Below are 26,778 nucleotides of genomic sequence, written 5' to 3'. Positions count from 1 at the left end.
CTACTTGTTACCAGGCCGGAGAAATGGCAGTCTTAAACTTTGCTGACCAGCCACGAATGGATAACTAAAGGCACTAATCACTAGTCCTGGTATTAAAGCAACTAATATTAGGGCAGAAACAATTGGTGTTATTGCCACAGTAACCATGATCAAAACATAGTCCATTTGTTTTGGCTGGCTACCCTTCTTTTCGTACTTTTTGAATAGTGATATTACGTAAGTTGGTAAGGCCGCACCTACGATCAACATAAAAATCATCAAACTAACGCCGATTATTCCATAACGCAAGTATATGAAAGGCATAACAGCAAATGCGAATGCCACTATAAAGCGAACTACATATCGCTGAATTACCTGCTTACCGCTAAGCTGAAATAATGTGCGTTGGTTGAACATATTCATAATTTAAGAGTAATCTTAGTTACTCACATATTAATCGATGATGGGCTCTCTGAGATCTCCTTTAATTGTTGCCTGATCTGAATATATATTCTCAGTGCTTGTCTGGCAATGTCCCCTATGATGAATAACGACAAAACGATATAAAGACCATAAGTGGAAAACATCATCATCCATTTAAATGCCTGATCTTTTTGTTGCATCTTCTCAAATCCGAGCAATGAGTCTGTCTTCGATTTGATAAACCACAAAATAATAGTCAATACAAAATCAAGAAACAGCGTTACACATATTTCGATAAACTGCTTAACTTTTTCCGATAAAGAAGATAGAAGTTCGTTCATAAAGGCAACCAATTACCATGTATTTTGATTTCCGTCTATCATTGCCTTCAATGTCATGAACACTATCGCTAGATCGAATTGTGATGACCTCTTTTTTATATAGAAAAGATCATATTTCACCGTTCGTTGGAAATTCTTCTTATCCCAATTGGATGACATCATCGACTTTACTTGGGCTAGTCCTGTAATACCAGGCTTTACCAAATATCTTGCACGGTAACCCTTAGACTCCCAATACATGGCATCCAATACTGGTGAATGAGAATGTGGTCCAACAACGCTCATATCCCCTAAAAGCACATTGATAAACTGAGGCATCTCGTCTAGATGCGTTCTGCGCAATAACCGACCAATTGGGGTAATCCGAATGTCATATTTAGACGTCAGAGATGTTTCATTCCTATTGTTATCTCTTGTAATTCTAAAACTAAAACAACGAAATGGGCGGCCTTTGTAGCCTGTCCTAAGCCTAGAGACTAGTACCGGACCTGGAGATGTTAATCTTATAAAAAGGCCAAGTAGAGGTATTAGCCAAACCAGTACGGAAATAATTACGAGAGTAGAGAATGTGACATCAAAAATCCGTTTAGCCAAATCATACGCGTTGTCCCCATGAGCGACAATGAAGTCGTCATCTGGCATTGAAAGGTCAATGTCAAGTGCCGGATTCGATGAACTTACTTCCATAAGAGTACATGTTGGCTATTTCAATTCCCAAGGTATTCAACGGGGTAACACCCTAACAACTCAGATTAGAAAAAGATTTAGAGCTATCACGTACCAACTTCTTGGCTTAAAGCCAACATACCTAATTTGACTAATTAAGACACAAAACCAATGCCAGTACGCGATTTACTCTAAACGGCATGTGAACGGACAACCAAAACTTAACGGCGTTTAGCCTTGCACCCTCAGCAATAGGACAGATTTGCGCATATAGACGCAATTTCTGTGAAACGATTCCTCCTTCTTCTCCTTCCATTTGTAGTCACGTTGGCCAGGGCGCAAACGGTGACGCCAATCAAACAAACCGCCGAAATCAACGGCCAGCCGTACTACTCGACGGGTAACCCGGCTAAAGGCGCGGCCTGGAAACCTTATTCCGGCACGGCCACCGGGGGCGGTAGTGGAACCTACGTATCGGGGCCGGTCGCCTTCACCAATCTGACGGGCGTACCTTCCTACCTAACTTCGGGAGCATTAGCGGCCAAACTCGAAACGGCGCTCTACAACAGCAATCGAACAGCAGATCAGGCAGCCACGGCGGCGGCATTAGCAGCGGGCAACAACGCCCAGATTGGCCTCAACAACCACGTCAGTAACAGCAACAATCCGCACGGCACGACAAAAGACCAGGTTGGTTTGAGCAACGTACCTAACGTTAATACGACCAATCCGGCCAACATCATTCAAAGCCCGGGTTACCGGTTCGTCACCGACGCGCAGATCAACACATGGAACTCACCGCCCACCAACTCGACGGCCAACGTATCGGCCGCCACGGTACGCAGCTATTTGTCGGCCGGTAACGGTCTGCTCTACGATCAGAGCGCCGGTCAGTACTACATCAACGCCAGCGACGTGAACGTCATCGTCAAAAGCTACCTCAAGAGCCGCGACGGGTACGCCGCCGGTAAGGTATTGCAGGCCGATGGTAACGAGTTCACCTGGGTCACGCCCACGTCAACGACGGTAACGGGTGGTTCGTCGGGTACTGTCGCGCCGGGCGGCTCGGTGGTCAGCGCCGATCACATCTTCGCCGACAGTACAGTCAGCCGGTCCAATCCGGGCGTAATGACCGACGTACTGCTGACTAACACCGCCGACCTGCTCACCTTCATCACTACGCCTCAGACCAACAAACGGGGTATTCTGACCAATGCGGCCACGCCCTACGACAATGGATCGGGCGGCTTTTCGCGTACCGGGGCGTGGACCAACGTCATGCTCACGGCCCAGACCAGCGCGACACTGATTTCGACGGGTACGAACGTGATGACGTTTCAGGGTTCGAATACCGTCAACCGGGTGTATCTGAAGGGCATTACGTTTAAGTCAACCAATACGGGTGGGGGCTACCCGATGGTGTTTACCAACGAGCTGGTCTCCTTTGACGGGCTGGAAATCGGATACTGCAAATTCGTCGGCACCAACACTGGCAATTTCAACGGTTTCGGGGTCATTCAGTACAGCACCTCCAGCAACTCGGGCGGTACGTCGGCCAACCTCTACCTGCACGATAACGAGTTTATCGACATCCCCCGCTGCGGGGTGGAAATCCTTTCCCAGGGCTACGATGCCGTGCGGCTCACGAACGTGACCATCGCCGCCAATCGGTTCAGGAACTCGGCGGCCAATAGTGGCGAGTTCAACCGGATGGCGACCAGTCTGTCGGGCCTGATTACCAACATCTACCACGCCCGCAATCACTCAACCAACGCCAAAAACATGGCCTATGAGTTCGTGAACGTCAAATACGCGAAGGGCGAAAGCAACACGGCCGTGGCTAGTCTGGAAACCTGCGTAGGCTATTCGGTCTCCGACGACGGGCGCAACAGTACGGAGCAAATTTATCTGGAGGGCGGCTACTTCAATGTTACGTCACGTCCATTCCAGCTGTACGACTGCAAGGATGTGCACATCAAAGGGGGCCTCTACATCGCCGGGCGCGGTATTGACATGAATACCCGTCTGTCGAGCATCGAGAGCATCACGGCCACCTGTACCAACCTGTTCAACGCCGAGGCCATCGTGCAGTTTGGTGGTACCTCGAACAATAACGTGCTGAAAAGTTCGGTGCTTTCCTCGTGGGGGTCGGCCGCGCTCGGCCGTGAGCCAAGCTACGAAACGGTGGTACTTCGTTCTGGTACCTACGCCAATGTGGTATCGGGTACGGTAGCCGCGCCGCTTATTCTGCGCCAGGGCAAGCGGCCCGGCGGTGGCTACTTTACCGATGGCCAGGTCGTCAATCAGGGTACGGCTTCGCCTGCCAATACCGTCTCCGGCACCATCACCGTCCAGCTTGAACCGTAGACCCCGCCTCACGCTTATGCCTCACTACATGAAACAACTACTTGTTTGTTCACTGGTATGCCTGTCGCTTTCGGCCGTAGCGCAGGGTAATCTGCCCGGTAATCTGTCAACAGCGCCGTTAAAGCTTTATCCCTCGTCACCCTATTCGTATTCGGGTACGATCACCGTAACGGGTAGCCCGGTCAGCATTTCAGCCACGGCCTATTACGATTACCCGCCGCTTACCTTTCCGCTGCCGGCCATTGATCAGCCTGCGGTACGGGTAGTCGGCAACACGTACTATCTCGACTGGACAGGCGCGCAAACCGCCCGGCAACCCTCGCGCATCTGGCTGGAAATTCGGGCCGCGCAGACCGTAGTGAGGGTTGGCTACCTGTATTTTGTTCGGGAGATCAATCCGGGAGCGACGGGTACGTTGGGCACCATCAACATTGCCACGTTGACTAGATCTGACATTAACCAGATTCGCGATTCCTTGGCGGCTGCAGTGGACGGTTCAGTGGCTGCGGCAGCAAGCAACGCAGCCACTGCTACGACACAGGCGGGTATTGCCTCCGCCAAAGCGGCGGAGGCGCTCTCCAGCAAAACGAGTGCTGCTGACTCGCAGACCAAAGCGGCCGGATCAGCCACCAGTGCGGCCGGTAGTGCTTCGGCCGCACTGTCAGACCGGCAGGCCGCTCAAACAGCTCGCAGCGGATCGGAGACGGCCCGCGACGGTTCGGTCAACGCCGCCACCTCGGCTGGTCAATCGGCCCAACAATCCCAAGATTATTCGACCAGTTCACAGGGCTATTCGACCAGTGCGGCCGGATCGGCCACCAGTGCCGGAAATTCTGCGACCAACGCAGCAGCCTCGGCCGCTCAGGCACTGGCTACCTACAACGCCATGCTGACAATACCGCTGGCCTTCAGCAACCTGACGGGTATTCCCTCGTACTTGAGCAGCTCGGCACTAAACGCTAAGCTGGAGACGTCGTTGTACGCCACTAACCGGATCAACGACCGGGCTGACGTAAGCAACCATACGGGAAATACGAACAACCCCCACAACACGACGGCCGCTCAGGTGGGAGCTCCCGATCTAGCGAGCTTCAACACGGCCCTGACCGGAAAACTGGGGGTCAACAAAGTAACCACCACGGCCCAGGTAACAGGAACGCCCACAGTGTTGCAGGTCTTCGAAGTGCCCTCCGGCGATACCAATACCGGAGGCAAAGCCTTCTATTTCCTGGATAGCACCGGCCAAAAACACATTATTCTCACCGCTCCGATTAACTAACTGACCTATGAAAAACAGGCTCATCATTGCCCTTCTCTTTTTGTCGTCTGTTGCTCAGGCACAACTCTCCAACACCTTCGATACCATCTTCCGGCAGGATGGGGGCAAGGGGTTATCCAAGAACGATTACACCAATGCTGATAAGCGCCTGGGTGGCTGGTCCATCATTGCGACCAATCCCAACACCCTGCACGGAACACCTAACAATCCGGTGACGGGTCGCACATATCGCTCCGAGCATATTGCGCTGACCGACGCCACCCAGGTCCGCGTTATCTATGCCAATTATAGAACTGTCAACTACGGGGAGTATCCCAACACCAACCCCATCACTATTGGTGCGGCTCTACAGAAAAAGGGCAGTTCCGCTTCAGACCAGAGCCAATCGACCGTTCCGCTGGGTTTTGGCGGTAAACGCTACGGCATCTGCGAAGGGTCAGCCCTGCTAATCTCTGACCCTGTATCGTTTAACGTAGCTGCCAATGAACGGTTCTATGTGCGCAGCTACGCTCAGGCAATGCTGGCCACGGCTCCAACCTCACCGGCCCTGAGCACAACGACCACGGGTGGTACACTGCCGGCCAGTTCCAGTTTCTTTGTGAGTATTACCTACGCGTTTCTGGATGGGTCCAATAGCGCTCCCAGCACAGGTACGTCCATTACGACGGGCAGTGGATCAACGAACTCTATTACAGTGTCAGCACCCGCCTCGATTGCGCCTGCGATAGGCTACCGGGTTTGGATGACTTCGGCCGGTTCAGCCGCAACAGCTATCTATTACAGCGTCAGCACAGTGTTGCCTTTCTCCTCGAATGCCACCATCACGACCGTGGTCAACACCTACGCTCCCTCCATTGCAACCACCCCGGTGGTGCCCGGTGGGGGGAGCTTCATCGGCTCGACCAACAACGACGGACGTGATACCGGAGAAGGCTACTCGGATGGTGAGCTGACCTATGATAACCAAAATATAACGATACGCACTGGGGCCAATATGTATTACCCGGTCGCTATTCTGGGGAAGACTAAAACACCCAAGAAAACGGTGGGTCTGATTGGCGACAGTATCATGTCAGGTACCGGTGATGCTGGCTATCCAAGCAACCGGGGCGGCTTTGGCGTGCGTGCCCTATGTAATCAGTACGAGATGGGGTACAACGCCAGCACTGATCCGCTGTATGCTTATACGTACGTCCCTCAGGGCAGTGAACAGGCCGTGCAGTTTGCCGATCGCCGCATGAACCGCCTCCGGCTGGGCCTGACCGAGCTATGCGGCAACGTGATCTGCAACTATGGTACCAACGACCTGTCGCTGGGAGTTTCCTCCATAAAAGGCAGCCTGCTTACCATCGCCAAACTATACACCGATCGGGGTATCAAGTTCTTTACCTGCACGATCCTGCCCCGCACCAACAGCACCGATGGTTGGGCAACCATCTCGAATCAGGCGACCCAGGGTACCACCGAAACCACGCGCTTGGCGGTGAATGCCTGGCTTCGCGATACAGGCGCAACGGGCTTTGTAGCGCAGGCGGCAGCTACCGGACTGGTGGACGTGATTGATGTCTGTAAGTATGTCGAAGTGAATAGCGCCAACGTGCTGACTCAGGACGGTGGCTTCTGGCGGATTCCTGCCGATGGCACCCTTGTGTCAGGCTCGGTCACTGGTGGTAATTCAAGCATCGGTATATCAGACAACACCAAGTCATTTACGCGGCTGCAATACGCGGGGTATAGCATCAAGTTCACATCTGGCGGGGCAAACAATCTGGTACGCTGCCTGAATAACTCAATCACGAACCAACTGCTCTGGAACGATTCGGTTAGTCCTACGCCCGCCGTGGGGGATAGCTATATCATTACCAACGTCGCTACTCAGGACGGGACGCACCCAACGAGCCAGGGGCATATCTGGATGGCGCAGGCGGTGCAGGAAAAACTACCGCAGTTACAATACTAACGACCTATTTATGCAACGCAGCAAACAGACGGTCGCTAAGCATTTTTTGGCCCCTGTCATTGAGGTGAATATAATCCTGATACAGATCAGGCGTTTCCTTGCCCATGATTATTGGAATCTGATGCCGTTGGCAATAAGCCTGTATTTCTGTGCCGCCTTGCTCAATCTGGCCCCGCTTCAACTCGGGCGTTGTCTGGTGCAGGTAGATCAGAAAGGGGATATGCAGGCTGTCGGTCAGTTGTCTGAGTGCCTCGAAGCCAGAATTGAAGGGCCCCGATTGGGTCAGACCAGATACATCAATCGTGGAAACGTTGCGACCCAGTTTGCTACTAATCATTGGCTCAACCTTCTCAATGATTTTGGACCAGGCGAGCAGACTGTTTTTGGCCGGGTGACTATCCTTAATGCCCACTATGGGTACGTGGGTCATGTTATCGTGGGCATCGTGACTCGACACAACCAATATGATACGGTCAGCCGAAAAAGTGCCGTGCTTGCGCAGGTAGGCAACAGCATTATCCGACCCCCACGACTTAGCGGAAATATTGAGTACCCGAACGGGGTTGCCCGTCTTGGACCGAAGCTGTTTTTCAAGGCGGGTGCTGGCTAGGCTATCATGGTCAATAGTTACGCCGCCCCAGACGACCGAATCGCCAATGAGCAGATACACTAACGTATCCGACGCGGTTACCGGGCTACTTCGCTGGGAAAACTGGTTGGTGACAAAATGTTTACCCAACACGCGGGTATCCTGATTGGGCGCTGAGATGTATTCGTAATCAGGGTCAGCAACAAAGAGGGGATAGTTAGTTAAGCCAAGCCAGCGTCCGGCCACTTCGACAACAAGGAATAACGCTACTGACGCTATCAGGAGATAGTATACTTTTTTCATGAATGGTGTGGATTTAACGCTCTAAATGTAACTGCTTGACTACTTACATCAGATGACTATTTATTAAACGTATTGAACAGATGAAACTCACTTTGCTGTGTATTATTCTTTTAGGCTTTGCCCTGCCTAATCTCGACGTCCGTATACGTGCAAGAGATGTAATCGGATCGGGCATTTCCACGGCGGGGCATACTGGCATTTACACCGACCTGACCCAGCTGCCGACGCTCTTTATTCCCCTGCCCGGCTCAACGGTCGATATCTACTCGACCGTAGGCCAGATCGACCGGAGCGGCTGGGTCAAGGCGGACGGACGGGCGCTGACCTCGCTGACCAGCACCCAGCGTACCGTGGCCAGTAGCCTTGGCTGGACCACGAACATGCCCAACGTGAATCTATTGGCCCTGGGCAAAACCACCTTTATCTACCTGGGGCCCTAACATGATCGACATCCGCAACCAGGCCGGGGATCGGCTCCTGCTCGATGAGGACGAACACCTGACACAGGAACAGGCAGGCCGATCTAGTAGTTAGTCTCGATGAACTGGGCGTTTGACGCTCTAAGTTCATCTTGATAGTAGTAAAGAAACCCTGTCGGCTACTGCTGGTGGGGTTTTTCTATGGTCTATGATTGAGTTCTGACCTGTTTCATAAGTGCGCTAACCGGGACATTCGGGGCATGAATCTTAAACAACCCCGCCCTAAGCGTCCCGATGCAAACGCCCTTCTCGATATAATCTGCAAATGTCTGACCGCGGTAGCTACGCTGCTGAGAATAGCCCATGAGTTAGGGCTGCTGAATTAGGCTAAAACTTAACGGCGTTTAGCCTCAGGCGGAATGGGGTAGCCCACTTTTGCGCGCAATTCCCCTGCGCGCTGATGCTGTTTCCGTTTCTCGAACTCACCTTCTGGTCGATACCGCCCCGTGGCTACATTAATTTGTTGCCAACGTCGGTTGAGCCGCCTGCGCGGCAGTATCGACTCCGGTTTCTACGTGAGGCGACCTCGGCTCCGGCTGTTGTATCGGTCGTTGGCACCGAATCGCCGGTATTGATCGAGGGGAAAGACACGCGCGATATCCGCTTCGGGGAAGTGCTGCCGCAAAGGCTATCGGTGACGCTGGTCACTCAGCCGCACTGGTCACCCGCGGCGGTCTACCCCAACAATGATCGCGAGGTACAGGTCTGGCTTGATGAGATTGTCTCCATTAGCCAGGTAGAGCCGCTTTTCCGGGGCTTGCTGGTGGCAGCCGCCGGAACGGAAGAGTACGATTCGATTTCGCACGAGGTGACCTTCACGGCCTCGTGTGGCCTATCGACGCTCAAGAACAGGCCCGTTGTGACGCTGGCCGGTACGTACCCCGTCGGCCCAATCTCGCGGCTTCGTTTAATAGAAGGCCTGCTGGCGCAAACCGGCCTCTCGTTACCGCTGTCGAGTATCTGCAACCTGACGCCCATCAACGACCGGATCAACCCCGACGGCAAAGACCCACTGGCTAGGCTCTTCAACAACGGCGAAGCGTTCCGGCCCGCAGGGGAAGATCCGCCCAGCGCGTTCGCTGTACTGGATGAGTTTTGCAAGGAAATGGATGCGGTCCTGCTCCAATGGGGCGGCCGCTGGTGGTTCGTGCGCGTCAACGAACTGGCGGGTGGCTGGATGCCGCCGGGTCAATTGCCCCTGCCAGGCGCTGAGGATGTTTACGTACGCGACTATCCACTGCCAGCCGACAATCCCGATGGTACGAACGGGCCAACGCGGCGTATTCTCTCGTTTACCGTACCAGCTGGTCCGGGCTACACGCTCCGCGTAGCGGGCGGTTCGAAGACCGAGCCTCAGCCACTTACGCCGGTTGTGAGCGTCGAGCAGACGTGGGGGAAACCCAAGTCGCTGCTCGATAACGGGGATTTTTCGGCGCTGGACGGCAATCTGCCAGCGGGCTGGGAGAAGTACGACCCGGCGCATACGCTGTTTTCTCGCCTGGGTGATGGCAAGCCCGACAATCCGTTCCGGCTGCACATCGACGGGGCCGGTACCAACGAACTGGGCCTGACCTACCAGCCCATCGGCCTGAAGAAACGGGTCGTTTTCCCGGCTGGCACGCGGTCGGTAGGTGCGCTGCGGCTACGGGGTAAGTTTCGGCTAAAAAATACACGGGCGGCCAAAATCGTCGTGTGGGCAGTGGTGGATAAGAAACTGTTTTCGGGCACCGGTCCCGATAAGTTTCTGCTTAACGAGGACGGTACCTGGCTCTACAATCCTCCCCGGTATGAGTTGTACGGTATCGAGATCGAAAACGTCAACCGGGTGGGTAACGTAGTGACGACCCGCACCGAGTGGGCCGACTTCGATGTGGCCCTGAACGCATTCTCGGTCGTGGGCATGCAGGCCTCGCAGATTCTGTACTACGAAATTGGTTTCTCTCAGGCTAACGCCCTGCCCGGCGCGCAGGCATCGGAACGCTGGATTGAATACGCCGAAACGGTGCTGATCGCGCAGGTTGAAAATGCTTACACCGGCCGACGCTACACGGTCACCAACCAAATTATTCCGGCCTCGAATCTGAAACGGGACGATGGCGACCCCATCACCCTTAAGTACGCCGATGCGACGTTCGCCCCCATCGGCGATACCGATACGGGGCTGTTGATGCGCGATCAGGCCGGAACCGGCTACACCGGCGCCTTCGGATTCGATAAGCCCGATCAGGCAAACGGGTTGGGTGGGCCGCTGGCCCTGTGGTGTGCCACCGAACGGGCCGCTCAGACCGCTGTTACCTGTCAGCGTTTCGATGGCGCGCTGGTTGGCGAACTACCGTTTGGGCCGCTCACGCTCGTTCGGTTCACCGACTGGGCGGGGTCGGCAAGGGTGCAACTCGTGCGCTGGAGCTATGCGGTAGCGGAGGGTCTCTGGGACACGTCGGCGCTGGAAATCCGGCGTACGGCGCTGGGCTTGCTGGCCGGCGCCTACCTGGTTGAGGGTGGCGAGATACCCTTTACGCCCGAAACGGTGGGCGGGGTCGATTACACGGATACCACGCCAAGCCCGCCCAAGACGAAGCCCCCGACTGACAACGGCGGCGGCTTTCTGCCTTTCAAACCCCTGCCCAAGTACACCGGCCCGATTCTGTGGCTCAACAGCGTCATACCCGTTGATACGCCCGCCGAAACCGTGCAGGCTCCGCGCCTGAGCGTAAAGCGCGGCACGGCCACCATTCTTGAACTCTCTCCACTTGTCCGTAAAGCCAACGAAGTCTGATGCGACACCTACTCACCGTTGAGGTTACTCAGCCCAAAGCGAACGACCGCTACCGGTACGACGGCCAGTCGACGTACCTGAGCGGCCCGGTTGCTACGGCTCCCGATGGGCAGGTCGGTTTTCCGGCGGCCACGTACCGGATTTTCTACGATGCCGAATCGGCGGGGGAGGAGTATGGCTTTGAGTTCGTGGTTAGTGATTCAGGTAATCTTCAGATTGGCGAGCCCTTCAAGCGTGACCCGACCGACGAAAATTACACACCAACACCTGATTTGCGCGCGGTAACGGCGCAGGGCAACGATACCAGCCTGCCTGTGCTGACGGGCGGGTATATGGCGTATGCTTTCCCGGATACCATCGATGCGTCACACGTACTGGTCAAAACGCGGGTCGAGTACAAGGGGCAGATGGTGGACGGGGTTTCCAGCCTGTCAATCGAGCGACTGAGCGAACTGCTGAGCGGTAACGCCGTGGCCGATTACGAGATCATTGCCCATTACGAGCCGGTTCCGGTCGATACGACGGCCGACTACGAGATTATTGCCCACTACGAACCTGACCCAACCCAAGCGGGCAATCTGGCACCGGGCAAACCAACGTCGGTATCCATTGCCAAAGTGGGCACCGGCACCGATGCGGTGATGATCTGGCGGCTGGCGGATGGGCGCGAAACGAGGGTGGAAGTGCAGGTAAAAAACGCCGACGGTACCTGGGGTGCGGAGGCCAGTTTGGCGGCACGCAGCCAATCAACCAATATTAGCCAGATTGGGTACGCGGTAACGAAAACCTACCGTGTACGGGCCACCAATAGTTACGGGGTTAGTCCGTGGTCGGATGAAGTATCCGTGCGTTTCAATACGTTCATCTACGACGTCTTTTTGGGCGGTGAAGGGCAACCGCCGGTTCGGCTGGGTGGGTTAACGAACAACTCACAGGCGCAGTTGCCCGCCACTAACGCCAATATCGGGGTGTTGATCCGCGACCATACTGTTAACGTACCGACGCGGGAAGACTACGACCGGATTGCGTTGTATGTTGAACTGGCCGACGGTTCATGGCACGGCTGGAAAATTCCCGACATCAACGCCGGGCCAAGCGTGTTACCCGCCTGGATTTTCCCGCGTCCCGGTGGGACCGACGTATTGACGGGCAAAATTACCGTCAAGGTTGAACTGTACCTGGGTACCGTTTTGGTCGATCAGCAGTCGGTCACCGTTACGCTGGTCGATGTGCCCACCAAACCACTGGCACCGTCGGCGCTACGCGCTTCCCGGACAAACGCTGTTGTCTCACTCAACTGGGTGGTCAACGCCACCAACGCCGACTATCAGCGCGTTGAGTTTAAGCCGCAGGGGGGCGAGTGGCAGAAACTCGTGGACCTGCTCGGTGGCGATACGGGCTTCTCAACGCCCGATCTAAAGGTCAATGGCGCGGGTGTAACGTACCTGTTCCGGGTGCTGGCGGGCAACAAACAGGGCGAATCGGACTACTCCAACGAGGCCACCTTAACGCCGGAAACCCCAGCTAACCGCCCGCCGGTTATGCCTGCGCTGGCTGATCAGTCGGCAACGGTAGGCCTTGCGTTTGCTTATTCCTTACCGGCCATTGGCGATCCGGACGGCGATGCGGTAACGATCGCGCTGACCGGCCTGGGGCAGGGGCTTGCCTACGATGCAGGTGCCAAAAAAATCAGTGGTACGCCGAGTGCCTCGGGCATATTGACCGTTACCGTGACCGCTACGGATTCGCACGGCGCTTCCTCGGTGGGGTCGCTGCGGATTACCATCGGTGTTCCCGCCAACCGTGCGCCGGTAGCCCCTGCGGTGATTGACCGGCTCAGCTACCGGGGTACGGCGATCACTATTGTCTTACCGGCTTTCACCGATCCCGACGGCGACGGGTTGACCTATGCCATGCCATCGGGTTTGCCTCCCGGCCTGGCGTTTACGGCGAGTACCCGCACGGTGTCGGGTACGCCAACCGGTTCGGGGTCGGCCGATGTGGCGTATACGATGCAGTACGCGGCCACCGATACGAAAGGGGCCACGACGATGGCTAGTTTCTACTGGACCATTCGCGCGCCGCAGGTGTTGCCGCCGGTGGCCCCGGCCTTGCCTACGCTCAATCTGGGGGCCGATGCCCCGTATTTCGAGACGGTCTTACCGGCCTTCACCGACCCGCAGAATCAGACCCTGACGTATTCTTTGACGGATATGCCCGAAGGTCTGAGTTTCGAGGCCGCCACGCGTAAAGTGTCGGGTTACGCCGAAACGTCGGGCCAGATCGGCGCTACCTATTCGGCGACTAATACGTCGGGGCTGACCACCAGCGCCACCCAGCTGTTCATGATCAGCTTGCCAACCATCACCCAGGTGCGCGGCCGGCTTCGCTCCCTGGGTGGCACCGACTGGGTGCTGGAGGCCGAAGTAACTATCTCGCAGCGGGGGCTGATCCGTCACCACACCGACCGCCTGCGTAACCGGAGTCCGTATTACGCCGATGCGCTGGCGCTGCTCAACAGCACGACGACAATCATTGAGATTTATTCCAATAAGAGTACTAATCCGGGAACGGGTACCTACGCCCAACCGCCGGGGGGAGTGAGCAACTACTACCTGCATCTGCAGGTAGCCCGCAACCCGGCCACTTACGCCGTCTACGGCTTCTGGCTGGAGAATTATTACGACTGGACCGTGGCCAGCAAAACCGAACCGCTTCCCCCCCTTGCCGAAAGCTAAGTATGAACCACATTCTAGTCCGAAACAAAAAAGTTGGCAACACCTACGCGCCGCAGGGAGTGGATCGCTTCTACCCCTACGCTGACAATCTGAGCGTCGAGGAAGGTAACGCCCTGTTTGCCGGTGATGCCGAGCGCGACCGCAAGCTGAAGGAGGCCATGCCGGGCGTCAACCGACTTCGTGGCTCGCAGCCTGCGCCCGGTGTCGTTCGGTTCTACATCGGCCGGAACGGTAATGGAAACGGCGGCGGCAGTCTCTCCACCTTCACCGACGGGCCGGGTAATGGGGCGGCGGACCAGACGCTCTACAGCCGGGTGGTGGCAACTGGTAATACGGCCGCCGTTGATGCGACGGCTAAAAAAATGGTGTATGCCGCCGACGGGTACGGCCGCGACGGGCTGATTCCCGTTACGGCCAAGCCGCACTATGCCGCCCTGCATGACCCCATTCCAGGCGGTACATACGCCGTCCAGATTCTGGACGCCAGCTTGGCGGTTCTTTATTCGGAAAGCATTGAGGTGACGGCCAACGGGCCTGAACTGGCCGTTGGTGATTCAGGGAATCAGATTCAGGTTTTCGCAGGCCCGTTCACGTTTACGGTGACGACGCCGGACGAACAGTCTACCTCACGTGCTCAGCGTATTGGTAGTGGCCCGCTGCTCTTTGATTGGGGCGGGAGCGCGCATACGGGATTTGCCTTATTCAATGCTCCTGATGGAACGCCGGAGCCAGCCCTAACGGCTAGTAACGTCTACTTTGTAGACCGGGTAGACAATGAGGCAATTGGGGCCGCTGTTGACCGAGTGCGGGCTGGCGGCGTTACGACCTATACCCGATTGGCCGTCAGTAACGTACGCCCCCTGGTGCCTACAATAAGCGGCTGGACCCAGTTTAGTCTCATTTACAACCTGATGAACGAGGATGGCCCAGGTCAGGCCGTCGGCGGTGTATACCCCAACGATCAATACGGAACGGTTGCCTACAGTAGAGGCAGTGAGTACAAAAACGCCTATATCCCCGAATGGCCGGGCAATAAATTCCTGATACTAATCCCGTGGAGCCACTATCAGGAAAACCGGACGACATGGCGGCGACACGTCATGTATCGCAATCAGCAGGCCGGTATTCGCGCAGCGGGTAAACGCTACGGCGTACGCTTCCATTTTGCGCGGGAAAACGTGGGCAATGGCGATACGATCGTTACGCCCGACAACGTGGTTCGCTTCAATACGGGGGCGATTGGTGGTTCCGGCTCGGCTTCGCCCCGACTGGATCTTCTGCGGCAGTACGTGGCCGGTGGCTCTACGGATACCAACAACCCTTGGTATTACGCTGAAATGTATGTCAAAAAGATTGCCAATGACTTCAAACAGGACATTGAGGATGGGGTGTGTTTTGGCATCAATTACACCTATACGGGCAGACAGGAGGATGGCTGGCCTGCTGAAATTGGCGATAATGGAGCTCTGCATCTGGGCGATTACAGCGATGGCGTGGTTGCGGATTTCAAAACCAGAATGGGTACGACCAGCAATCCACCGGCACCGGGGCATTACCTGGGCATGGATTCGTTTCAGGGAGCACTCGGCGTCAAATGGTACGTCTACCGGCAGGAAACCTATATGTTTTTCAAGCAATGGGTTTCGGACCTGATTCATGCCATTGTACCAAGCTGCCCCATTGGCGACGACTATGGTCTCATCACCGGCGCGGGGGCGGTGAATCCGGGCGTTGGTAACTGGAAACGGATGTCAGCAAAATCCCAGATCGTTAAGGTCAACCCAGACTATTACGCGTTTGCGGGGCTACAAGCTGATTTGATCCGTTCCAATAAGCCGGCAACCGCCAAAATGCTCATTGAGTCAGATACCAACTGGGTAGTCGATGGCGCTTACACTAGCAATGCAAGCGCTAAAAACGCCTCAGAGGTAGCTGACAAAATCAATGAATACCGGTTACGGGGAGCGGCTGGGCTGTGTTTTGGGCAGGCAAACAATGAGATGTCCTTTGGCTCGGCAAAAGCTATTGCCCAGCTGTGTATCCAGCGGGGTATGCAGACCGATATCGTCAACGTACCTACGCCTGACGAGGCCCATACGACCAACTACACCACGACCGAAATGCTGACCTCATCCGACAACCTGGCACAGGGGCGCTGGTTTGATTGTGGGGGTATTCAAAATCCGGTTCAGATCAACATCGTTGACACCCTTCCCTATTCCAGCTAATGGCCATTCTAAATCTGCGCGGATACGCCTGTTTTTTGGGTAAAGATACTGACCCCCGCCCCGCGCTGACGGCGGCCAACGTCCGCTTTGTTCCCTCGGACCTGCCTACGCAGGCAGCCTGTCAGGCATGGTTTCGGCTCAATCCAACGGCCGTTTCCTACCCGGTTAGTCAGGTATCCAATATTCAGGTGGAAACCACCGCGCCGGGCACCACGGCCAGTACGGCCGAAGGGCGCGCGCCGGGTACGCTGGCGACGCCTGAAACCGGCACTGGCTTCGACGGAAATCCATTCGTTACCGATTCTGCTCCACTACTATAAACTGACTATCATGAAACGGCTATTTCTTTTTCTTCTTCTACTGACCGCCGGGCTAGCCAGCGCGCAAAAACAGACCGCGCCCTTGCCACAGGGCAATTTTTTCGCTTTCACCCCGCAACTGGCCAAGAACACGCTGCTGGTTAGCCGGTTTCCGTCGGGCTGGACGATTCCAACCTCACGCCCGTTCATTATGGGCTTCGGTGTACCGTTTACCAGTTCGGCCGCCGAAAATGCCCGGCGACTAACTAACGCCGGGTTTACGCATCTGGAGCGCGACATCATTGTTGATCGCCTCAATTTGCCCATCAGCAAACGCTACCGGATGCTGCACGATGCGGATGCCAAGGGCGCGGCGCAGGCCTGGGCGGCGTCGATGCCTGATTCTGACCCGCGGAAGGTGCACGTAGCGGCCTACGGAAACAACCGGGCGGTGACCAGCGATGACGGTAGTATCTATTTCGAGATTGGTCGTCGAACGTACCTGGCCGGACGGGGAAACGGACTCGGCATGGTGGGCTTCGATATTGAAACGTTCGCCGATCCAACGTCGCCCGAGCGGATGGAGTTGTTCACCCGGCAGGCGAATCTAGGCCTGTTTCAGGGTATTGTCGACGCGGGCGATAACGCCAAAATCTTCCAGTACGGGGGAAGCCTGGCCAACATCGTCTCCTACATCAAGAACCGGCAGGATGGCGATATATACATGCGCTACAGCGGGTCGGAGTGGTTCGGCTCTTCGGGCAACTTCGAGATTAACGCAAACCCGGTTGTTACGTACTATCGAACGCATGGGGCCTTCGTGGGGCGCGATCAGTACGCCCGCCGCACCTTCGACGACCGGAGCCTGTGGCAGAAAAACAGCGACGGCAGTATCAAGCTGGATGAATCGGGTAAGCCTAAGCTCGTGGTCATGAACTACCCCACCGACCGGGTGACCAACTTTGGCGTGCAGAGCATCGTGTATTCCTACGAACCCCTGTACTGGCTTCAGATGTGGTACGAAGAAATGGAGAAGATCCTGTGCGACTGGCGCTGGCTGTGCAATACGCCCATTGCCTACGACGGTAACCAGACGCCCGGCACTATGCCTTACCCCAAAGGTACCGTTGATATCCGGCCGGGCCTGGAAGGTATACGCCTGTGTGGCTGGTACCGCGATGAGACCGAGGCCGAATCGATGGGAAATCCCGATAAAGGGGGAGAGGGTGAATACGATCCGGCAACGGGCAACAACCGGCCGCTCAATCCGCGCAGCACGCGCTTTCAGGTCTTTATGCGGAGCCTGCTCTACCATGGCAATATCATCTGGAGTGATAAAGCGTACTACAACATGACCCAGGGGGCGGCCTATAGCCAGATCGAGGGCGGCTCGCTGGTGGCTAAACGGGCCTTGGCGCTGGGGCAGTTCGAGATGATGATTGCGGGGAATTACCAGGCCAAGAATTTCCCGGTGCTCTTCGAGTTGATGGATCAGAACAAGATCGAGTTCATCATTCCCAAGCGCTTCATCTGGAAGGGAAATGTTGACGTAGGCGACCGTGAAATCGACAAGCCCATCGTCTGGCTGATGAAGGAGCAGAACGGACGGCGCGTGTTCGGTACCTGGGTCTATCCCTGTCAGGATGTGAATAACCCGGCCCATGATCGCGACATCACCGCCTGGATTGAACTGGATAACGGGACCAAATCAGGTAGCTGGACGCTGCGGTGTAAAAACCGGGATACGGCCTACGACGCCTGGACCATTCCGGCCGGATTCGAGCAGGCTAAGCCCGAAAACTGGCGGTTCCAGTTCACCAACCTGCTCGGCCAGAAATTTACCTGGACGGGCTCCTACAACGTGCCGTTCTACGGGCTGAATCCGACGCCGCCCGCGCCAATTACCCGCACCGTTATCAACTAGCCTCATGAATTCTCAACCCAATATTCCGTTTGCCAGCTTTCAGCGATTGCTGATTGACGATAGTGCACCCGCCGACTTTCGGTTTTATGCCGGCAATGTGGCGCTCGATCTGACAGGAAAGATTTTCCGGATTGTCCTCTATCCGGCCGGGCAATCGACGGTCGCCCTGACGCTGGAAGATGGTGATATCGACCGGCCAGAGGGACTAACGGCAGGCCTGCTACGCTGGAACGCCGACGCCAACCGGAATACGCTAACCAGCATGGGGGTGTATTTCGGCTACCTGTTTGAACTGATCGGCGGCAAGCGCGAGCCGAGAGCGTGGTTCAAGTTTCAGTGGCTGGCCGAGCCGCCCGCGTACGTGGAGGGGCTGCCTGTTGAGCCGCCTGAATTTATCATGAGCTACGGTACCCTGCCGCCGGTCGGGGCCAGCGTATCGGTGTACGGTTCGGGTCAACCTGCCTTTGCTGATGCCGACGAGGCGCGTGATGCCGTGCTGCCAACGGGCCTGCCCTTGTTCATTACCATTGGCGGTAAACCCGGCTTCAAGGATGCCGATGAGGTGTATTACCTGATTCTCAGCCCCGCTTAGCCATGACAAACGAAACGACGCCTTACCGGTATCAATTTACCTCGCGCACGATCGGCAACATGGAAGTGGCCAAGATCGTGGCCGACGGTTTGGTTGGCTCTAACGGAGCCGGAGCAGCCGCCTCGGGCTACTTCGGAAGCGGCAATGGCCTGATTCTGTTTGGGGTGCTGGTCATTCTGTTCGGGGCGCTGCGGATGGGCCTTTCGGCTGTTATTCAGCGCTCAAAAGCCATTGACCCAATCGAGTGACATTGGAACAAGTGACAACCCTTGCACTATAACTATGAGACCATGCAAGTATTTCTTGACCCCGAAATCTGGACAATTATTGTCGGTGGATTTATGGGAAGTACCATCTATGCACTTAACAAAGCCGCTGATTTATCATGGAAAAAAAAGGGAGTACTAATCTTTACCGGTACGGTCACCAGCTACTACTGCGCGCCGCTAGTCGGCTTGTGGCTATCGCTGGTCGTCTCTGGCTTTCTATCAGTTATCGCAAAAACAACAGTCACCGTAACGGTTCCTTCTGGACTAGCGGCTTTTCTGTGCGGCTACCTCGCCCAACGGATACTCGCCTTTGCGCTGGGATGGGCCGACAAAAAGAAGGACGAAACACTTAACCCACCGACCCCATGACTTCCCTACTAGTCAACCCCTATTTCTGGCTAGGCCAGATCGGGTTACTTGCCATTGTTATCACCTGCCAGGCCCTGATTGAGATCCGGCAAAAAACGGCTAAGCGGGCTTATATCTATTCACTGTGGCTGGGCTCCGGTCTGGCGCTCTGGTGTATGGGTACGCCGCTGACGGGTGGGCACCCCCTGCCCGCGCCGATTTACCTGCTTCAATTTGCGACTGGGCTCATTTTTACGCTGGGCTACTTTCAAGTACGGGCAAGCCCTGGTCTGGTCGTCTCGGTAGCCAATACGGTCATGCTCCGCAAAATCCTGATTGGCGTAGGTGGTGGCGGCTTGCTGATAATCTGCGCCATCTCGCTGGTCATTGCCTATAAGGAACACAAAGCGCAGACGGGGCAGGATACCAAGCAAACGGCGGCTATCCTGGACACGAAAATGAAAGCCCGCAATGATAGCCTGACGAAAGAGGTGCTACGAAACCGGGCCGAAACCGCAGAACTAAAGCAGACCATCAACCAACAGGCAACGCAATTGTCTGCGCAGTCCCGCCTGCTCGACACGCTGACCGACATCATCATATCGCTGAAGCAGGCTATTGTCCGGTTAAATGTCACTGTTGAACGTACGCGAAAATCCACGTTCACTCCACCCCGTATAACGCTGCCCGAGCAATCGACAGTCGTCTCACCGGGCCGGGTACCTAAAGCAAACTAGCCATGAAAATCAACTTTCAATCTATCATCCTGCTCACGCTTCTGGCCGTGTCGCTGGTATTCGGCATCAAGCAATGCCGGCGCGCCGATAGTGAGCAGACCGACAAAGAAAAAGCCAACGCTGCCGTCGCCACCCTAAAAACCAGAGAGGCGGCAGCGTACGCTTACGCCGATAGTATTACCAAAAAAAGCCATGAAAAAACCAAACAGTTTGCCGCTGCGGTGGCTGCTATGCCTCCTGCTATGCGTACTGCGCTTAACCGCCAGCTACTCGCAGAGTTTGACAGCGCCGACTCGCTCCGCAGGTGATTCGGCGTGTTATAGTGCCGCTGAAAATGCGGCCATAACCCGCCGCCTGCTGGAGCTAAAAGATCTGCGCGAAGAGCGTCCTGGTCTGGTACTGGCAGCCGGGTATCATAGGGGCTATAAAGCCCAGGTCGATAGTATAGCGCGGGCTTATGCTGCCAAACGGGCCTTTTTTGGCATCGGTAGTCGAAGGCAGCGGCGACAGCTGGTAGTTGATCTAAACCGTATTCCATAAACTGCATTAACTCCATTGTCATGCAACTAACCCTGTCCCAACTAACCCAGCTATGCGGATCAGCCAAGCTGGCGGCAACGTACCTGACGCCGCTTAACGACTCACTGACATGGGGAAAGATTGTCGAGCCGGTCGCGGTCGCGCACTACCTAGCCCAGATCCTGCACGAGAGCCAGAACCTGACCCGGCAATCGGAAAACCTCAACTACACTCCTAAAGCAGCGCTGGCAACCTTCAACCAAACGAGGGTGCGGATCACGCCCGCGCAGGCCGAACTGTACTGCCGGACGGCCGCCCACAAGGCAAACCCGGAAATGATCGCCAACATCGTGTATGCGGGGATGTCGGGGAACGGGAACGCGGCCAGCGGTGACGGCTGGCGGTACCGGGGGCGGAGCTGGATTCAGTTGACGCTAAAGGATAACTACGAGGCCTGCGGTAAATCAATCGGTGTTGACCTGGTGGGAAATCCTGACCTGGCCACCCGGCCCGACGTAGCGCCAAAAGTTGGCATCTGGTACTGGAACAGCCGGGGGCTAACCAGAATTGCGCTGACCGACAAGGTGGGCGTGATTGAAGATGACGACGATGTGTGCGCGCTGATCACCCGCCGGATTAACGGGGGGATGAATGGCTTTACCGAACGACTGGCGAACCTGAAGCACTGCAAGAAGGTGTTAGGTATCGCCTAACGATCTTTCATAACGTTGAGTAATTAAAAAGCCGCACCTGATTGGGTTGCGGTTTTTTTGTGAAGCATCTAGTTTTCCACAAAAAAGCCCCGAATCGTAATTGGTTCGGGGCTAACTACTTTCAGTCGGTCACAGGTTCTATTTCCTGTCGTCAGATCAACCTCGCCGTTTAGTGTACTGATTCCCTGCAACCCTCTTAGGTGAAGCTCCTAAGCGCAAGTTTCCTGTCTTTCCCGGTTGTCATCGAATTTAGCCCATTCGATAGGCGACACGTAAGCTACTATTGACCGATCGGGGTCTGTTTGTTGGGTTGTGGCGTAAGCTGGAATCGAACCAGCAACCTCACGGACATCAGACCTGCCGATGCGTCGCTAACCAATATCGACGTTTACGCTGTGTCGCTGCTTAGCTTTTTAGGTGTGCTAAAGCAGCCATTAACACCGCAAGTTTCATTTTAGGGCCTTGATTCCAGATGCCTACTTGCAAACCTATGTCGCGGATAATCGTGGACTCGAACCACGGACATCTTCATTAACAGTGAAGCGCTCTACCAACTGAGCTAATCATCCCTCTTACTCTCAGAACTTAGTCAGCAACTTGCTGTGCAGTAACCGCTACGGGCAAGCGTTCTGAATGGCTACTATGATGCCCGTTTAGATTCGATAAACGTGGCTTGAAATCGTATACGATAAGCGTAAAAATGCCGGGCAACAGGCGAAGAGGGAGATTTACGTGCTCTACCAACTGAGCTACCGAATTGGGAGACCCCAATACGGGCTGGACTCGAACCAGCGGCAACGTCGTCCACAACGAAGTACCCCTCTTCTACGGCACCGGCATTCTTTTAGGAGCGAGTGCGGGACTTGAACCCGCGATCTTCAGCTTATGAGGCTGACGAATTAACCATCTTTTCCAACTCGCCGAGGCAAATATAGATGTTATCTATAAGATTCAAAATTCAATCAATAAAAAGGCACAACGGGTGAGGTCGCGGCTTTTTTGTGCTGGGTGACGGGTTCGGGGATAACCGACCGGCCAAAGAAGGGGCGTGGTCTGTGTCATAAAGCAAATTCGACGTCAAACGCTTGGCAGATCGCTTCTATCCATGCTTTTACATACGGGGGCGGTACCGAGTTTCCGATAAATTTCTTCTGATCAGTCTGAGACCCTTTCAGTACATAGTTTGCCGGAAAGCCCTGTATCAGTTTCAGTTCCAGAACAAACAGCATCCGCATCAGAATATCAGCGATGCCATATTCAGCCATAAACGCCTTTATTCGACGTACCCAGATGCTATCGCTTTCAAACACCAGAATGACAGGTTGCAAACCTTTCTCGGCCGTCATTAAGTATGACCAGTGCCGGTCGGCCGTAATCGTTTTTGATGCCTCATCCAGATTGGAACCTACATTGGTGTAATTGGTATTCATTACGTACTGCGGGCTGACGAGTTCCATGTTCCCGCCGGTTGTCGTAATGGTTCGCGCTGGCTGATCAAGTGGATAATTCCGCAACTCATCGCCATTCCGCTGCGTAATGAACTCAGCTTGCACGAGCGAGATAGGCGCTTTATCCTGACGGGCAATGATCGTGTTGCCCGGAGCATCCAAACTGTGGGAATGCCCGCCCCATTGCGGATCAGCGACAAAGGCTTCAATCAACGCACAATGTGGGTTCACGGTTAGGCAGGGCGACGGCGCATCGATGCCGACCGGTTTTGACTTCCCGTACTGCTGATCGATGAATAAGGCCGAAACAAGCTGATGCTTGGGGACGGTGGTAATAGCTGCTGATGCCTCCTCAATCGATTGTTCACGCTTACCCTGCGTATAAGACAGGTTAATGAACTGTTCCGTTTGAACAATACCTACGCTATCGTTTGTCGGCAGCGTGCTGCATGGCTGATCGGCGGGAAACGTGTTATGGCCAGTGCTGTGATACTTGATACAAAAAGGCTCCGATGATACTAACGCAATGGTATTTTCAGTCAGTAACGTTTGCGCCGGTTCGTCCAGGCTCTTTACCCGGTTCTCGGGCGACCCGCTGTTGTAGGTCATGGCGAAAGGCTGCGGGCTAACAATTGCCTGCCCATCGACCGTTGTTATACAGTGGCCAGGTTCATCGATACCGTAGTTCTTGCTTTGAGGCCTGCCCGAGAAGTATTTCGATATAAATGGCTCAGGGGTTACCATGGCGTGTCCGTCGGCCGTTGTAATAGTCGTCGCTGGCTGAGAAGCTGGGTACGTCCCATGATTGTTTGACGCCGTAGCGAACAGGCGAGCCATGAATGGTTCGACTGACACTAACGCGTTATGGTCAACGGCTGTAATTGTTGAGGCGGGCTGATCAACTCCGTAGTTCATACCCGTTCCGGTGAAATACTTTGTGAGGAAAGCCCGGTTGCCATTACCAACATGCCGAATAAGCCCCTCGAAAATGCGCTCGTACGTTTTGTCGGACAGTGGTTTAGCGCGAAAAATCGATTGCCCTTTTTGGTCCAATTGCAGGCAGTCTCGAATTGGTTTCCACCGTTTCAGCGGGTGGGCGAACATATCCGCTTTGGCGGGGTTCTTAGCGTGCGTGGGCTGGGGCCACGCCAGCGGCATGTCAGGCTTGACGAACTGAGCAAAGTACCGGGTGCGTGAGGTGTTGGCTCCAAAATCGGCCGTATTATGTAGCCGGTGGTCGTACCGATAGCCAGTAGCTTCAATACCCTGATACCATTTTACAAAGTCTTTCCCCCTTTTACGGTCTTCGGGCTTACCGTTTTTGTCAAGTGGCCCCCAGGACATAAACTCCCGAACGTTCTCGACGGTGAAGATATCGGGCTTTAATACGCTCAGGTACGCTGGCATGAACTCGGCCAGTGACCGACTATCGGCATCGCGGGGCTTTCCTCCTTTGGCGTTGCTGAAGTTGGTGCATTCAAGCGAGGCGTGAAACAGCAGCTTTGCATTTGGATACACTTTTCGGGCCTGACGCACGACAGCCAGTACTTTGCGGGGAAGCTTTTTATCCCGAACATCCTCTACAAAGTGAGTGGTTTCGGGATGGTTTTCTATATGAGAAGCGATAGCTAACGCATCGTGGTTGATGCCAGCAACAACGACGGCATAGCGGTTGCCGTTACGGTCGCAGGCTTGTTCTACGCCTTCAGTATAGCCGCCAGCCCCGCAGAAGCTATCTACGACAATCAGCCTGACGAGCTCAGGCACAATAACTGGTTTTTTGATAGTTCGATTACTCATGGCGATCAGATAGGATGTTGTTGAACTGTTTGCTGAATTCGGCTCCAGCTGCTCGGCCGCCAGCCGTCGGCTTTGAGCGATTCGTCATAGGCATCGCGCAGGAGACGCCGATTCTTCATCCGGCCGTATTCGATCATACATCGCCGTTCTTCGCTCTGTGACATATCGACGTAGTAGACGTTGAAGGGCTTGTTTTTCTGAACGCCGATAAAGAGGAAGTTCACCTCTTCGCCCTCGTTGCAGGCCGCGTAACCGTCGAGGTAATAGGCCGCCTGACAGTCGTATCGGTACTGCATGATTGTCTCGAAAAACTGCTGTGCCGTCCAGCATGACGTACTTTTCAGGTCAATTAGGTACGTCCCCTTAAAGCAGTAATGCGGCGCATCGATCCGGCATTTGAGGGCTAGGCCTGTGTTGGGGCATTCCCAGAATAGCGACTTTTCGACCGACGTAAACCCGCTACTCAGATCGTAAGTATCACTGTCGGCTACGGATTTCAGGAACGCAGCCTGCATCTGATTGAGTTTATCGCGTTCGGTAACGTGATGCTGGCTCCAATCGATGGGCAGGTGTGGTTCCAGAATCATCGTGTGGAACGTGGTACCAAAGGCGGCGGCCTTCGGGTTGATCGCGTTCGACTTTTCGGGTTTGTGGGCCGGACCCAGCGTCGGCATCCGGAGGCGGGCCAACTCGCCCAGGTCAGAGTTGGCGTAGGCCATAACGGCCCGGTAGGCTTCGTTAGTCATTATTGGCTGGCTCTTCGATGCGTTTAAATTCTACGACCCACACGTACGGGTTCGCTGCCCACGAATCGCGGCCGTTTAGTTTGGCCCATAGCGTCTGGTAGGAGTGGCGGGCGGTGTGGGTCCAACGGTGCAACGGGTGGTTGATGTCATGACGTTGCAGGTAATTCTGGTAGCGATATTCGACACTGGAGCCTGAACAGGCTATCGTTACCGGCGTCGAGGCAATCCCTTCGGCTATGGCATCAGCTTCGCTAATTTCCTGTAGCCGTTCGATACGGACCGAGACAACTTCGAGCCAGATCCGGCAGGCCACGTAGGGCATGTGGAGCGAGGGACTCCAGCCGTGTGGCCAGTCATGGTTACCCTCGTCTGCCCGATAGATATAATCGTCAGGATAAGTAACGGGAGCCTGTCTTTCTATACACTGCGCAAACGTTTCCCGTACCCAAAGCACATCGCCCGGTTCACCGTACGGGCAAAACATGGCTATAGTATTGATGCCTGTCGCGTTGAAATGGTATACCGTACGCCAGCGTTCCTGCTTAGTTTTGGCGTCTCTCAGAATGACGCGTTCCGTTGAGAGCTTCCAGTCGTAGGAAAGATTCTCGTTAATAAGCTTCAGCTTCCCGGTTATACGGCGCGTCTGCGTTTTGAGGTCTGCCAGCAGCGCCAGAACCATTGGCGCACTGTAGAGGATTCCTATTAGTTTCTTCACTGTTTGATGAGTTTAACGTTGTTAGCTGATACGGATTTGGTCTTTTTGCCATTGGCCTGCGGCTCATCTGGCTCTATTTCCAGTAGACCGCTTGCCTTCCACTTGACGGCCGTAGCGGTGTAGATCTTCGTCTCGTCGTATTTGTTGGTTGTTCGTACCGATACGCGAGAGCCGGGTTTGATAACCGTGCTGTTCATAAACTGATTAGTAGAAGGTGGCTTGAACGCCACGGTCGCCAAAAAACTTCGTACTCTCGTCTTTAAAGTCTTGATCTGAGACGTCCTTGCAACCCTGTAATCTGGCGGCCATCAATGAGCCAGGGGAAATTGGATCAAGGTGCGAAATGGCGACGCCACCCGTAATGCCTTTAACCTTACATACCTGTTCGCCCGAACCCAGTGCCCAAACCTCGGAGGTGATCTCCGTTTTAGTCGGATGAGACCGGCGACTATCTTGATCAATAACCGCCCAATAAATGACGGGCGTGCCAACTACGATTTGACTAGCGTTCATGTATAAAGCTTGATTTAAGAATTCGTG

Annotated in this window: 24 protein-coding genes and 3 tRNA genes; 15 read left to right on the top strand and 12 right to left on the bottom strand. The window is 54.9% G+C overall.

Annotation, left to right across the window (positions count from 1 at the left end; translation table 11 throughout):
* From J2I46_RS02820 to J2I46_RS33440, 3 genes are read right to left on the bottom strand one after another with little or no spacing between them, the layout of a single operon-like run.
* Complete coding sequence (locus J2I46_RS02820) at positions 1 to 402, bottom strand: hypothetical protein (RefSeq protein WP_207327404.1); 402 nt, start codon at positions 400 to 402, stop codon at positions 1 to 3.
* A gap of 23 nt (positions 403 to 425) precedes the next feature.
* Positions 426 to 743 carry a hypothetical protein gene (locus tag J2I46_RS02815; RefSeq protein WP_207327403.1) on the bottom strand — a complete coding sequence of 106 codons (318 nt, stop codon included), beginning with the start codon at positions 741 to 743 and terminating at the stop codon, positions 426 to 428.
* A gap of 12 nt (positions 744 to 755) precedes the next feature.
* Positions 756 to 1,385, bottom strand: a complete 630-nt coding sequence (locus J2I46_RS33440) for a sugar transferase (RefSeq protein ID WP_374758077.1) — start codon at positions 1,383 to 1,385, stop codon at positions 756 to 758.
* A 309-nt stretch (positions 1,386 to 1,694) separates the two neighbouring features.
* Here J2I46_RS33440 and J2I46_RS02805 point away from each other — a divergent pair, with 309 nt between their 5' ends.
* The 3 genes from J2I46_RS02805 to J2I46_RS02795 are packed head-to-tail and all read left to right on the top strand — an operon-like array spanning position 1,695 to position 7,015.
* Complete coding sequence (locus tag J2I46_RS02805; RefSeq protein WP_207327401.1) at positions 1,695 to 3,776, top strand: hypothetical protein; 2,082 nt, start codon at positions 1,695 to 1,697, stop codon at positions 3,774 to 3,776.
* A 28-nt stretch (positions 3,777 to 3,804) separates the two neighbouring features.
* Complete coding sequence (locus tag J2I46_RS02800) at positions 3,805 to 5,055, top strand: hypothetical protein (RefSeq protein WP_207327400.1); 1,251 nt, start codon at positions 3,805 to 3,807, stop codon at positions 5,053 to 5,055.
* 7 nt (positions 5,056 to 5,062) lie between these two features.
* Positions 5,063 to 7,015, top strand: a complete 1,953-nt coding sequence (locus J2I46_RS02795) for an SGNH/GDSL hydrolase family protein (protein ID WP_207327399.1) — start codon at positions 5,063 to 5,065, stop codon at positions 7,013 to 7,015.
* A gap of 4 nt (positions 7,016 to 7,019) precedes the next feature.
* Here the strand turns inward: J2I46_RS02795 and J2I46_RS02790 are convergent, their stop codons facing one another.
* The gene (locus tag J2I46_RS02790) at positions 7,020 to 7,907 is read right to left on the bottom strand and encodes an SGNH/GDSL hydrolase family protein (protein WP_207327398.1); all 888 of its coding nucleotides are present in this window, start codon (positions 7,905 to 7,907) and stop codon (positions 7,020 to 7,022) included.
* Positions 7,908 to 7,987: 80 nt separating this feature from the next.
* Between J2I46_RS02790 and J2I46_RS02785 the strand changes: the two genes are divergently transcribed.
* The 12 genes from J2I46_RS02785 to J2I46_RS02730 all read left to right on the top strand — a co-directional run bounded on the left by J2I46_RS02785 (position 7,988) and on the right by J2I46_RS02730 (position 21,529).
* The gene (locus tag J2I46_RS02785; protein WP_207327397.1) at positions 7,988 to 8,347 is read left to right on the top strand and encodes a hypothetical protein; all 360 of its coding nucleotides are present in this window, start codon (positions 7,988 to 7,990) and stop codon (positions 8,345 to 8,347) included.
* Between the two features lie 439 nt (positions 8,348 to 8,786).
* Positions 8,787 to 11,162 carry a hypothetical protein gene (locus J2I46_RS02780; protein ID WP_207327396.1) on the top strand — a complete coding sequence of 792 codons (2,376 nt, stop codon included), beginning with the start codon at positions 8,787 to 8,789 and terminating at the stop codon, positions 11,160 to 11,162.
* Positions 11,162 to 13,900, top strand: a complete 2,739-nt coding sequence (locus tag J2I46_RS02775; protein ID WP_207327395.1) for a putative Ig domain-containing protein — start codon at positions 11,162 to 11,164, stop codon at positions 13,898 to 13,900. The genes J2I46_RS02780 and J2I46_RS02775 overlap by 1 nt, the downstream gene beginning before the upstream one ends.
* A gap of 2 nt (positions 13,901 to 13,902) precedes the next feature.
* The gene (locus tag J2I46_RS02770; RefSeq protein WP_207327394.1) at positions 13,903 to 16,128 is read left to right on the top strand and encodes a hypothetical protein; all 2,226 of its coding nucleotides are present in this window, start codon (positions 13,903 to 13,905) and stop codon (positions 16,126 to 16,128) included.
* Positions 16,128 to 16,448 carry a hypothetical protein gene (locus J2I46_RS02765; RefSeq protein ID WP_207327393.1) on the top strand — a complete coding sequence of 107 codons (321 nt, stop codon included), beginning with the start codon at positions 16,128 to 16,130 and terminating at the stop codon, positions 16,446 to 16,448. The genes J2I46_RS02770 and J2I46_RS02765 overlap by 1 nt, the downstream gene beginning before the upstream one ends.
* A 10-nt stretch (positions 16,449 to 16,458) precedes the next feature.
* Positions 16,459 to 18,351 carry a hypothetical protein gene (locus tag J2I46_RS02760; protein WP_207327392.1) on the top strand — a complete coding sequence of 631 codons (1,893 nt, stop codon included), beginning with the start codon at positions 16,459 to 16,461 and terminating at the stop codon, positions 18,349 to 18,351.
* A gap of 4 nt (positions 18,352 to 18,355) precedes the next feature.
* A complete protein-coding gene (locus tag J2I46_RS02755; protein ID WP_207327391.1) occupies positions 18,356 to 18,943 on the top strand; it encodes a hypothetical protein in 588 nt (195 codons plus the stop codon).
* 2 nt (positions 18,944 to 18,945) lie between these two features.
* On the top strand, positions 18,946 to 19,191 hold the full coding sequence (locus J2I46_RS02750) for a hypothetical protein (protein ID WP_207327390.1): 246 nt from the start codon (positions 18,946 to 18,948) through the stop codon (positions 19,189 to 19,191).
* A gap of 42 nt (positions 19,192 to 19,233) precedes the next feature.
* Positions 19,234 to 19,581, top strand: coding sequence for a hypothetical protein (locus tag J2I46_RS02745; protein WP_207327389.1), 348 nt, complete (start codon positions 19,234 to 19,236; stop codon positions 19,579 to 19,581).
* Positions 19,578 to 20,297: a hypothetical protein gene (locus J2I46_RS02740; RefSeq protein ID WP_207327388.1), complete on the top strand. Its 720-nt coding sequence runs from the start codon at positions 19,578 to 19,580 to the stop codon at positions 20,295 to 20,297. Before J2I46_RS02745 ends, J2I46_RS02740 begins: the two co-directional genes overlap by 4 nt.
* A gap of 2 nt (positions 20,298 to 20,299) precedes the next feature.
* Positions 20,300 to 20,605, top strand: a complete 306-nt coding sequence (locus J2I46_RS02735; protein WP_207327387.1) for a hypothetical protein — start codon at positions 20,300 to 20,302, stop codon at positions 20,603 to 20,605.
* A gap of 252 nt (positions 20,606 to 20,857) precedes the next feature.
* Positions 20,858 to 21,529 carry a glycoside hydrolase family 19 protein gene (locus tag J2I46_RS02730; protein WP_207327386.1) on the top strand — a complete coding sequence of 224 codons (672 nt, stop codon included), beginning with the start codon at positions 20,858 to 20,860 and terminating at the stop codon, positions 21,527 to 21,529.
* Positions 21,530 to 22,025: 496 nt separating this feature from the next.
* On the opposite strand, the gene J2I46_RS02725 is transcribed toward J2I46_RS02730, so the two are convergent.
* The 8 genes from J2I46_RS02725 to J2I46_RS02690 form a co-directional block, all read right to left on the bottom strand.
* A tRNA-Asn gene (locus tag J2I46_RS02725) sits at positions 22,026 to 22,098 on the bottom strand.
* A 199-nt stretch (positions 22,099 to 22,297) separates the two neighbouring features.
* Positions 22,298 to 22,364: transfer RNA gene (locus J2I46_RS02720), tRNA-Val, on the bottom strand.
* Positions 22,365 to 22,377: 13 nt separating this feature from the next.
* Positions 22,378 to 22,451, bottom strand: a tRNA-Met gene (locus J2I46_RS02715).
* Positions 22,452 to 22,587: 136 nt separating this feature from the next.
* Positions 22,588 to 24,777 (bottom strand): DNA cytosine methyltransferase, encoded by a 2,190-nt coding sequence (locus J2I46_RS02710; RefSeq protein WP_207327385.1) that lies wholly within the window; start codon positions 24,775 to 24,777, stop codon positions 22,588 to 22,590.
* 5 nt (positions 24,778 to 24,782) lie between these two features.
* A complete protein-coding gene (locus J2I46_RS02705) occupies positions 24,783 to 25,523 on the bottom strand; it encodes a PD-(D/E)XK nuclease-like domain-containing protein (protein WP_207327384.1) in 741 nt (246 codons plus the stop codon).
* Positions 25,516 to 26,238 carry a hypothetical protein gene (locus J2I46_RS02700; protein ID WP_207327383.1) on the bottom strand — a complete coding sequence of 241 codons (723 nt, stop codon included), beginning with the start codon at positions 26,236 to 26,238 and terminating at the stop codon, positions 25,516 to 25,518. Before J2I46_RS02700 ends, J2I46_RS02705 begins: the two co-directional genes overlap by 8 nt.
* Positions 26,235 to 26,435 carry a hypothetical protein gene (locus J2I46_RS02695; RefSeq protein WP_207327382.1) on the bottom strand — a complete coding sequence of 67 codons (201 nt, stop codon included), beginning with the start codon at positions 26,433 to 26,435 and terminating at the stop codon, positions 26,235 to 26,237. Before J2I46_RS02695 ends, J2I46_RS02700 begins: the two co-directional genes overlap by 4 nt.
* Before the next feature lie 7 nt (positions 26,436 to 26,442).
* Positions 26,443 to 26,751: a hypothetical protein gene (locus tag J2I46_RS02690; RefSeq protein WP_207327381.1), complete on the bottom strand. Its 309-nt coding sequence runs from the start codon at positions 26,749 to 26,751 to the stop codon at positions 26,443 to 26,445.
* Positions 26,752 to 26,778 lie beyond the last annotated feature (27 nt).

Origin of the sequence: Fibrella forsythiae, from assembly GCF_017353175.1 — a bacterium.
Taxonomy (GTDB): domain Bacteria; phylum Bacteroidota; class Bacteroidia; order Cytophagales; family Spirosomataceae; genus Fibrella; species Fibrella forsythiae.
Note: the sequence above shows the minus strand (reverse complement) of the source record. Positions and strands in the feature narration are given on the sequence as shown.

Coding starts and splice junctions, on each gene's coding strand:
- J2I46_RS02710 (WP_207327385.1), bottom strand. CDS start 24,777: ATGAGTAATCGAACTATCAAAAAACCAGTTATTGTGCCTGAGCTCGTC.
- J2I46_RS02770 (WP_207327394.1), top strand. CDS start 13,903: ATGAACCACATTCTAGTCCGAAACAAAAAAGTTGGCAACACCTACGCG.
- J2I46_RS02705 (WP_207327384.1), bottom strand. CDS start 25,523: ATGACTAACGAAGCCTACCGGGCCGTTATGGCCTACGCCAACTCTGAC.
- J2I46_RS02780 (WP_207327396.1), top strand. CDS start 8,787: ATGCTGTTTCCGTTTCTCGAACTCACCTTCTGGTCGATACCGCCCCGT.
- J2I46_RS02740 (WP_207327388.1), top strand. CDS start 19,578: ATGACTTCCCTACTAGTCAACCCCTATTTCTGGCTAGGCCAGATCGGG.
- J2I46_RS02800 (WP_207327400.1), top strand. CDS start 3,805: ATGAAACAACTACTTGTTTGTTCACTGGTATGCCTGTCGCTTTCGGCC.
- J2I46_RS02750 (WP_207327390.1), top strand. CDS start 18,946: ATGACAAACGAAACGACGCCTTACCGGTATCAATTTACCTCGCGCACG.
- J2I46_RS02795 (WP_207327399.1), top strand. CDS start 5,063: ATGAAAAACAGGCTCATCATTGCCCTTCTCTTTTTGTCGTCTGTTGCT.
- J2I46_RS02765 (WP_207327393.1), top strand. CDS start 16,128: ATGGCCATTCTAAATCTGCGCGGATACGCCTGTTTTTTGGGTAAAGAT.
- J2I46_RS02695 (WP_207327382.1), bottom strand. CDS start 26,435: ATGAACAGCACGGTTATCAAACCCGGCTCTCGCGTATCGGTACGAACA.
- J2I46_RS02790 (WP_207327398.1), bottom strand. CDS start 7,907: ATGAAAAAAGTATACTATCTCCTGATAGCGTCAGTAGCGTTATTCCTT.
- J2I46_RS02730 (WP_207327386.1), top strand. CDS start 20,858: ATGCAACTAACCCTGTCCCAACTAACCCAGCTATGCGGATCAGCCAAG.
- J2I46_RS02775 (WP_207327395.1), top strand. CDS start 11,162: ATGCGACACCTACTCACCGTTGAGGTTACTCAGCCCAAAGCGAACGAC.
- J2I46_RS33440 (WP_374758077.1), bottom strand. CDS start 1,385: ATGCCAGATGACGACTTCATTGTCGCTCATGGGGACAACGCGTATGAT.
- J2I46_RS02755 (WP_207327391.1), top strand. CDS start 18,356: ATGAATTCTCAACCCAATATTCCGTTTGCCAGCTTTCAGCGATTGCTG.
- J2I46_RS02745 (WP_207327389.1), top strand. CDS start 19,234: ATGCAAGTATTTCTTGACCCCGAAATCTGGACAATTATTGTCGGTGGA.
- J2I46_RS02785 (WP_207327397.1), top strand. CDS start 7,988: ATGAAACTCACTTTGCTGTGTATTATTCTTTTAGGCTTTGCCCTGCCT.
- J2I46_RS02820 (WP_207327404.1), bottom strand. CDS start 402: ATGAATATGTTCAACCAACGCACATTATTTCAGCTTAGCGGTAAGCAG.
- J2I46_RS02760 (WP_207327392.1), top strand. CDS start 16,459: ATGAAACGGCTATTTCTTTTTCTTCTTCTACTGACCGCCGGGCTAGCC.
- J2I46_RS02690 (WP_207327381.1), bottom strand. CDS start 26,751: ATGAACGCTAGTCAAATCGTAGTTGGCACGCCCGTCATTTATTGGGCG.
- J2I46_RS02815 (WP_207327403.1), bottom strand. CDS start 743: ATGAACGAACTTCTATCTTCTTTATCGGAAAAAGTTAAGCAGTTTATC.
- J2I46_RS02735 (WP_207327387.1), top strand. CDS start 20,300: ATGAAAATCAACTTTCAATCTATCATCCTGCTCACGCTTCTGGCCGTG.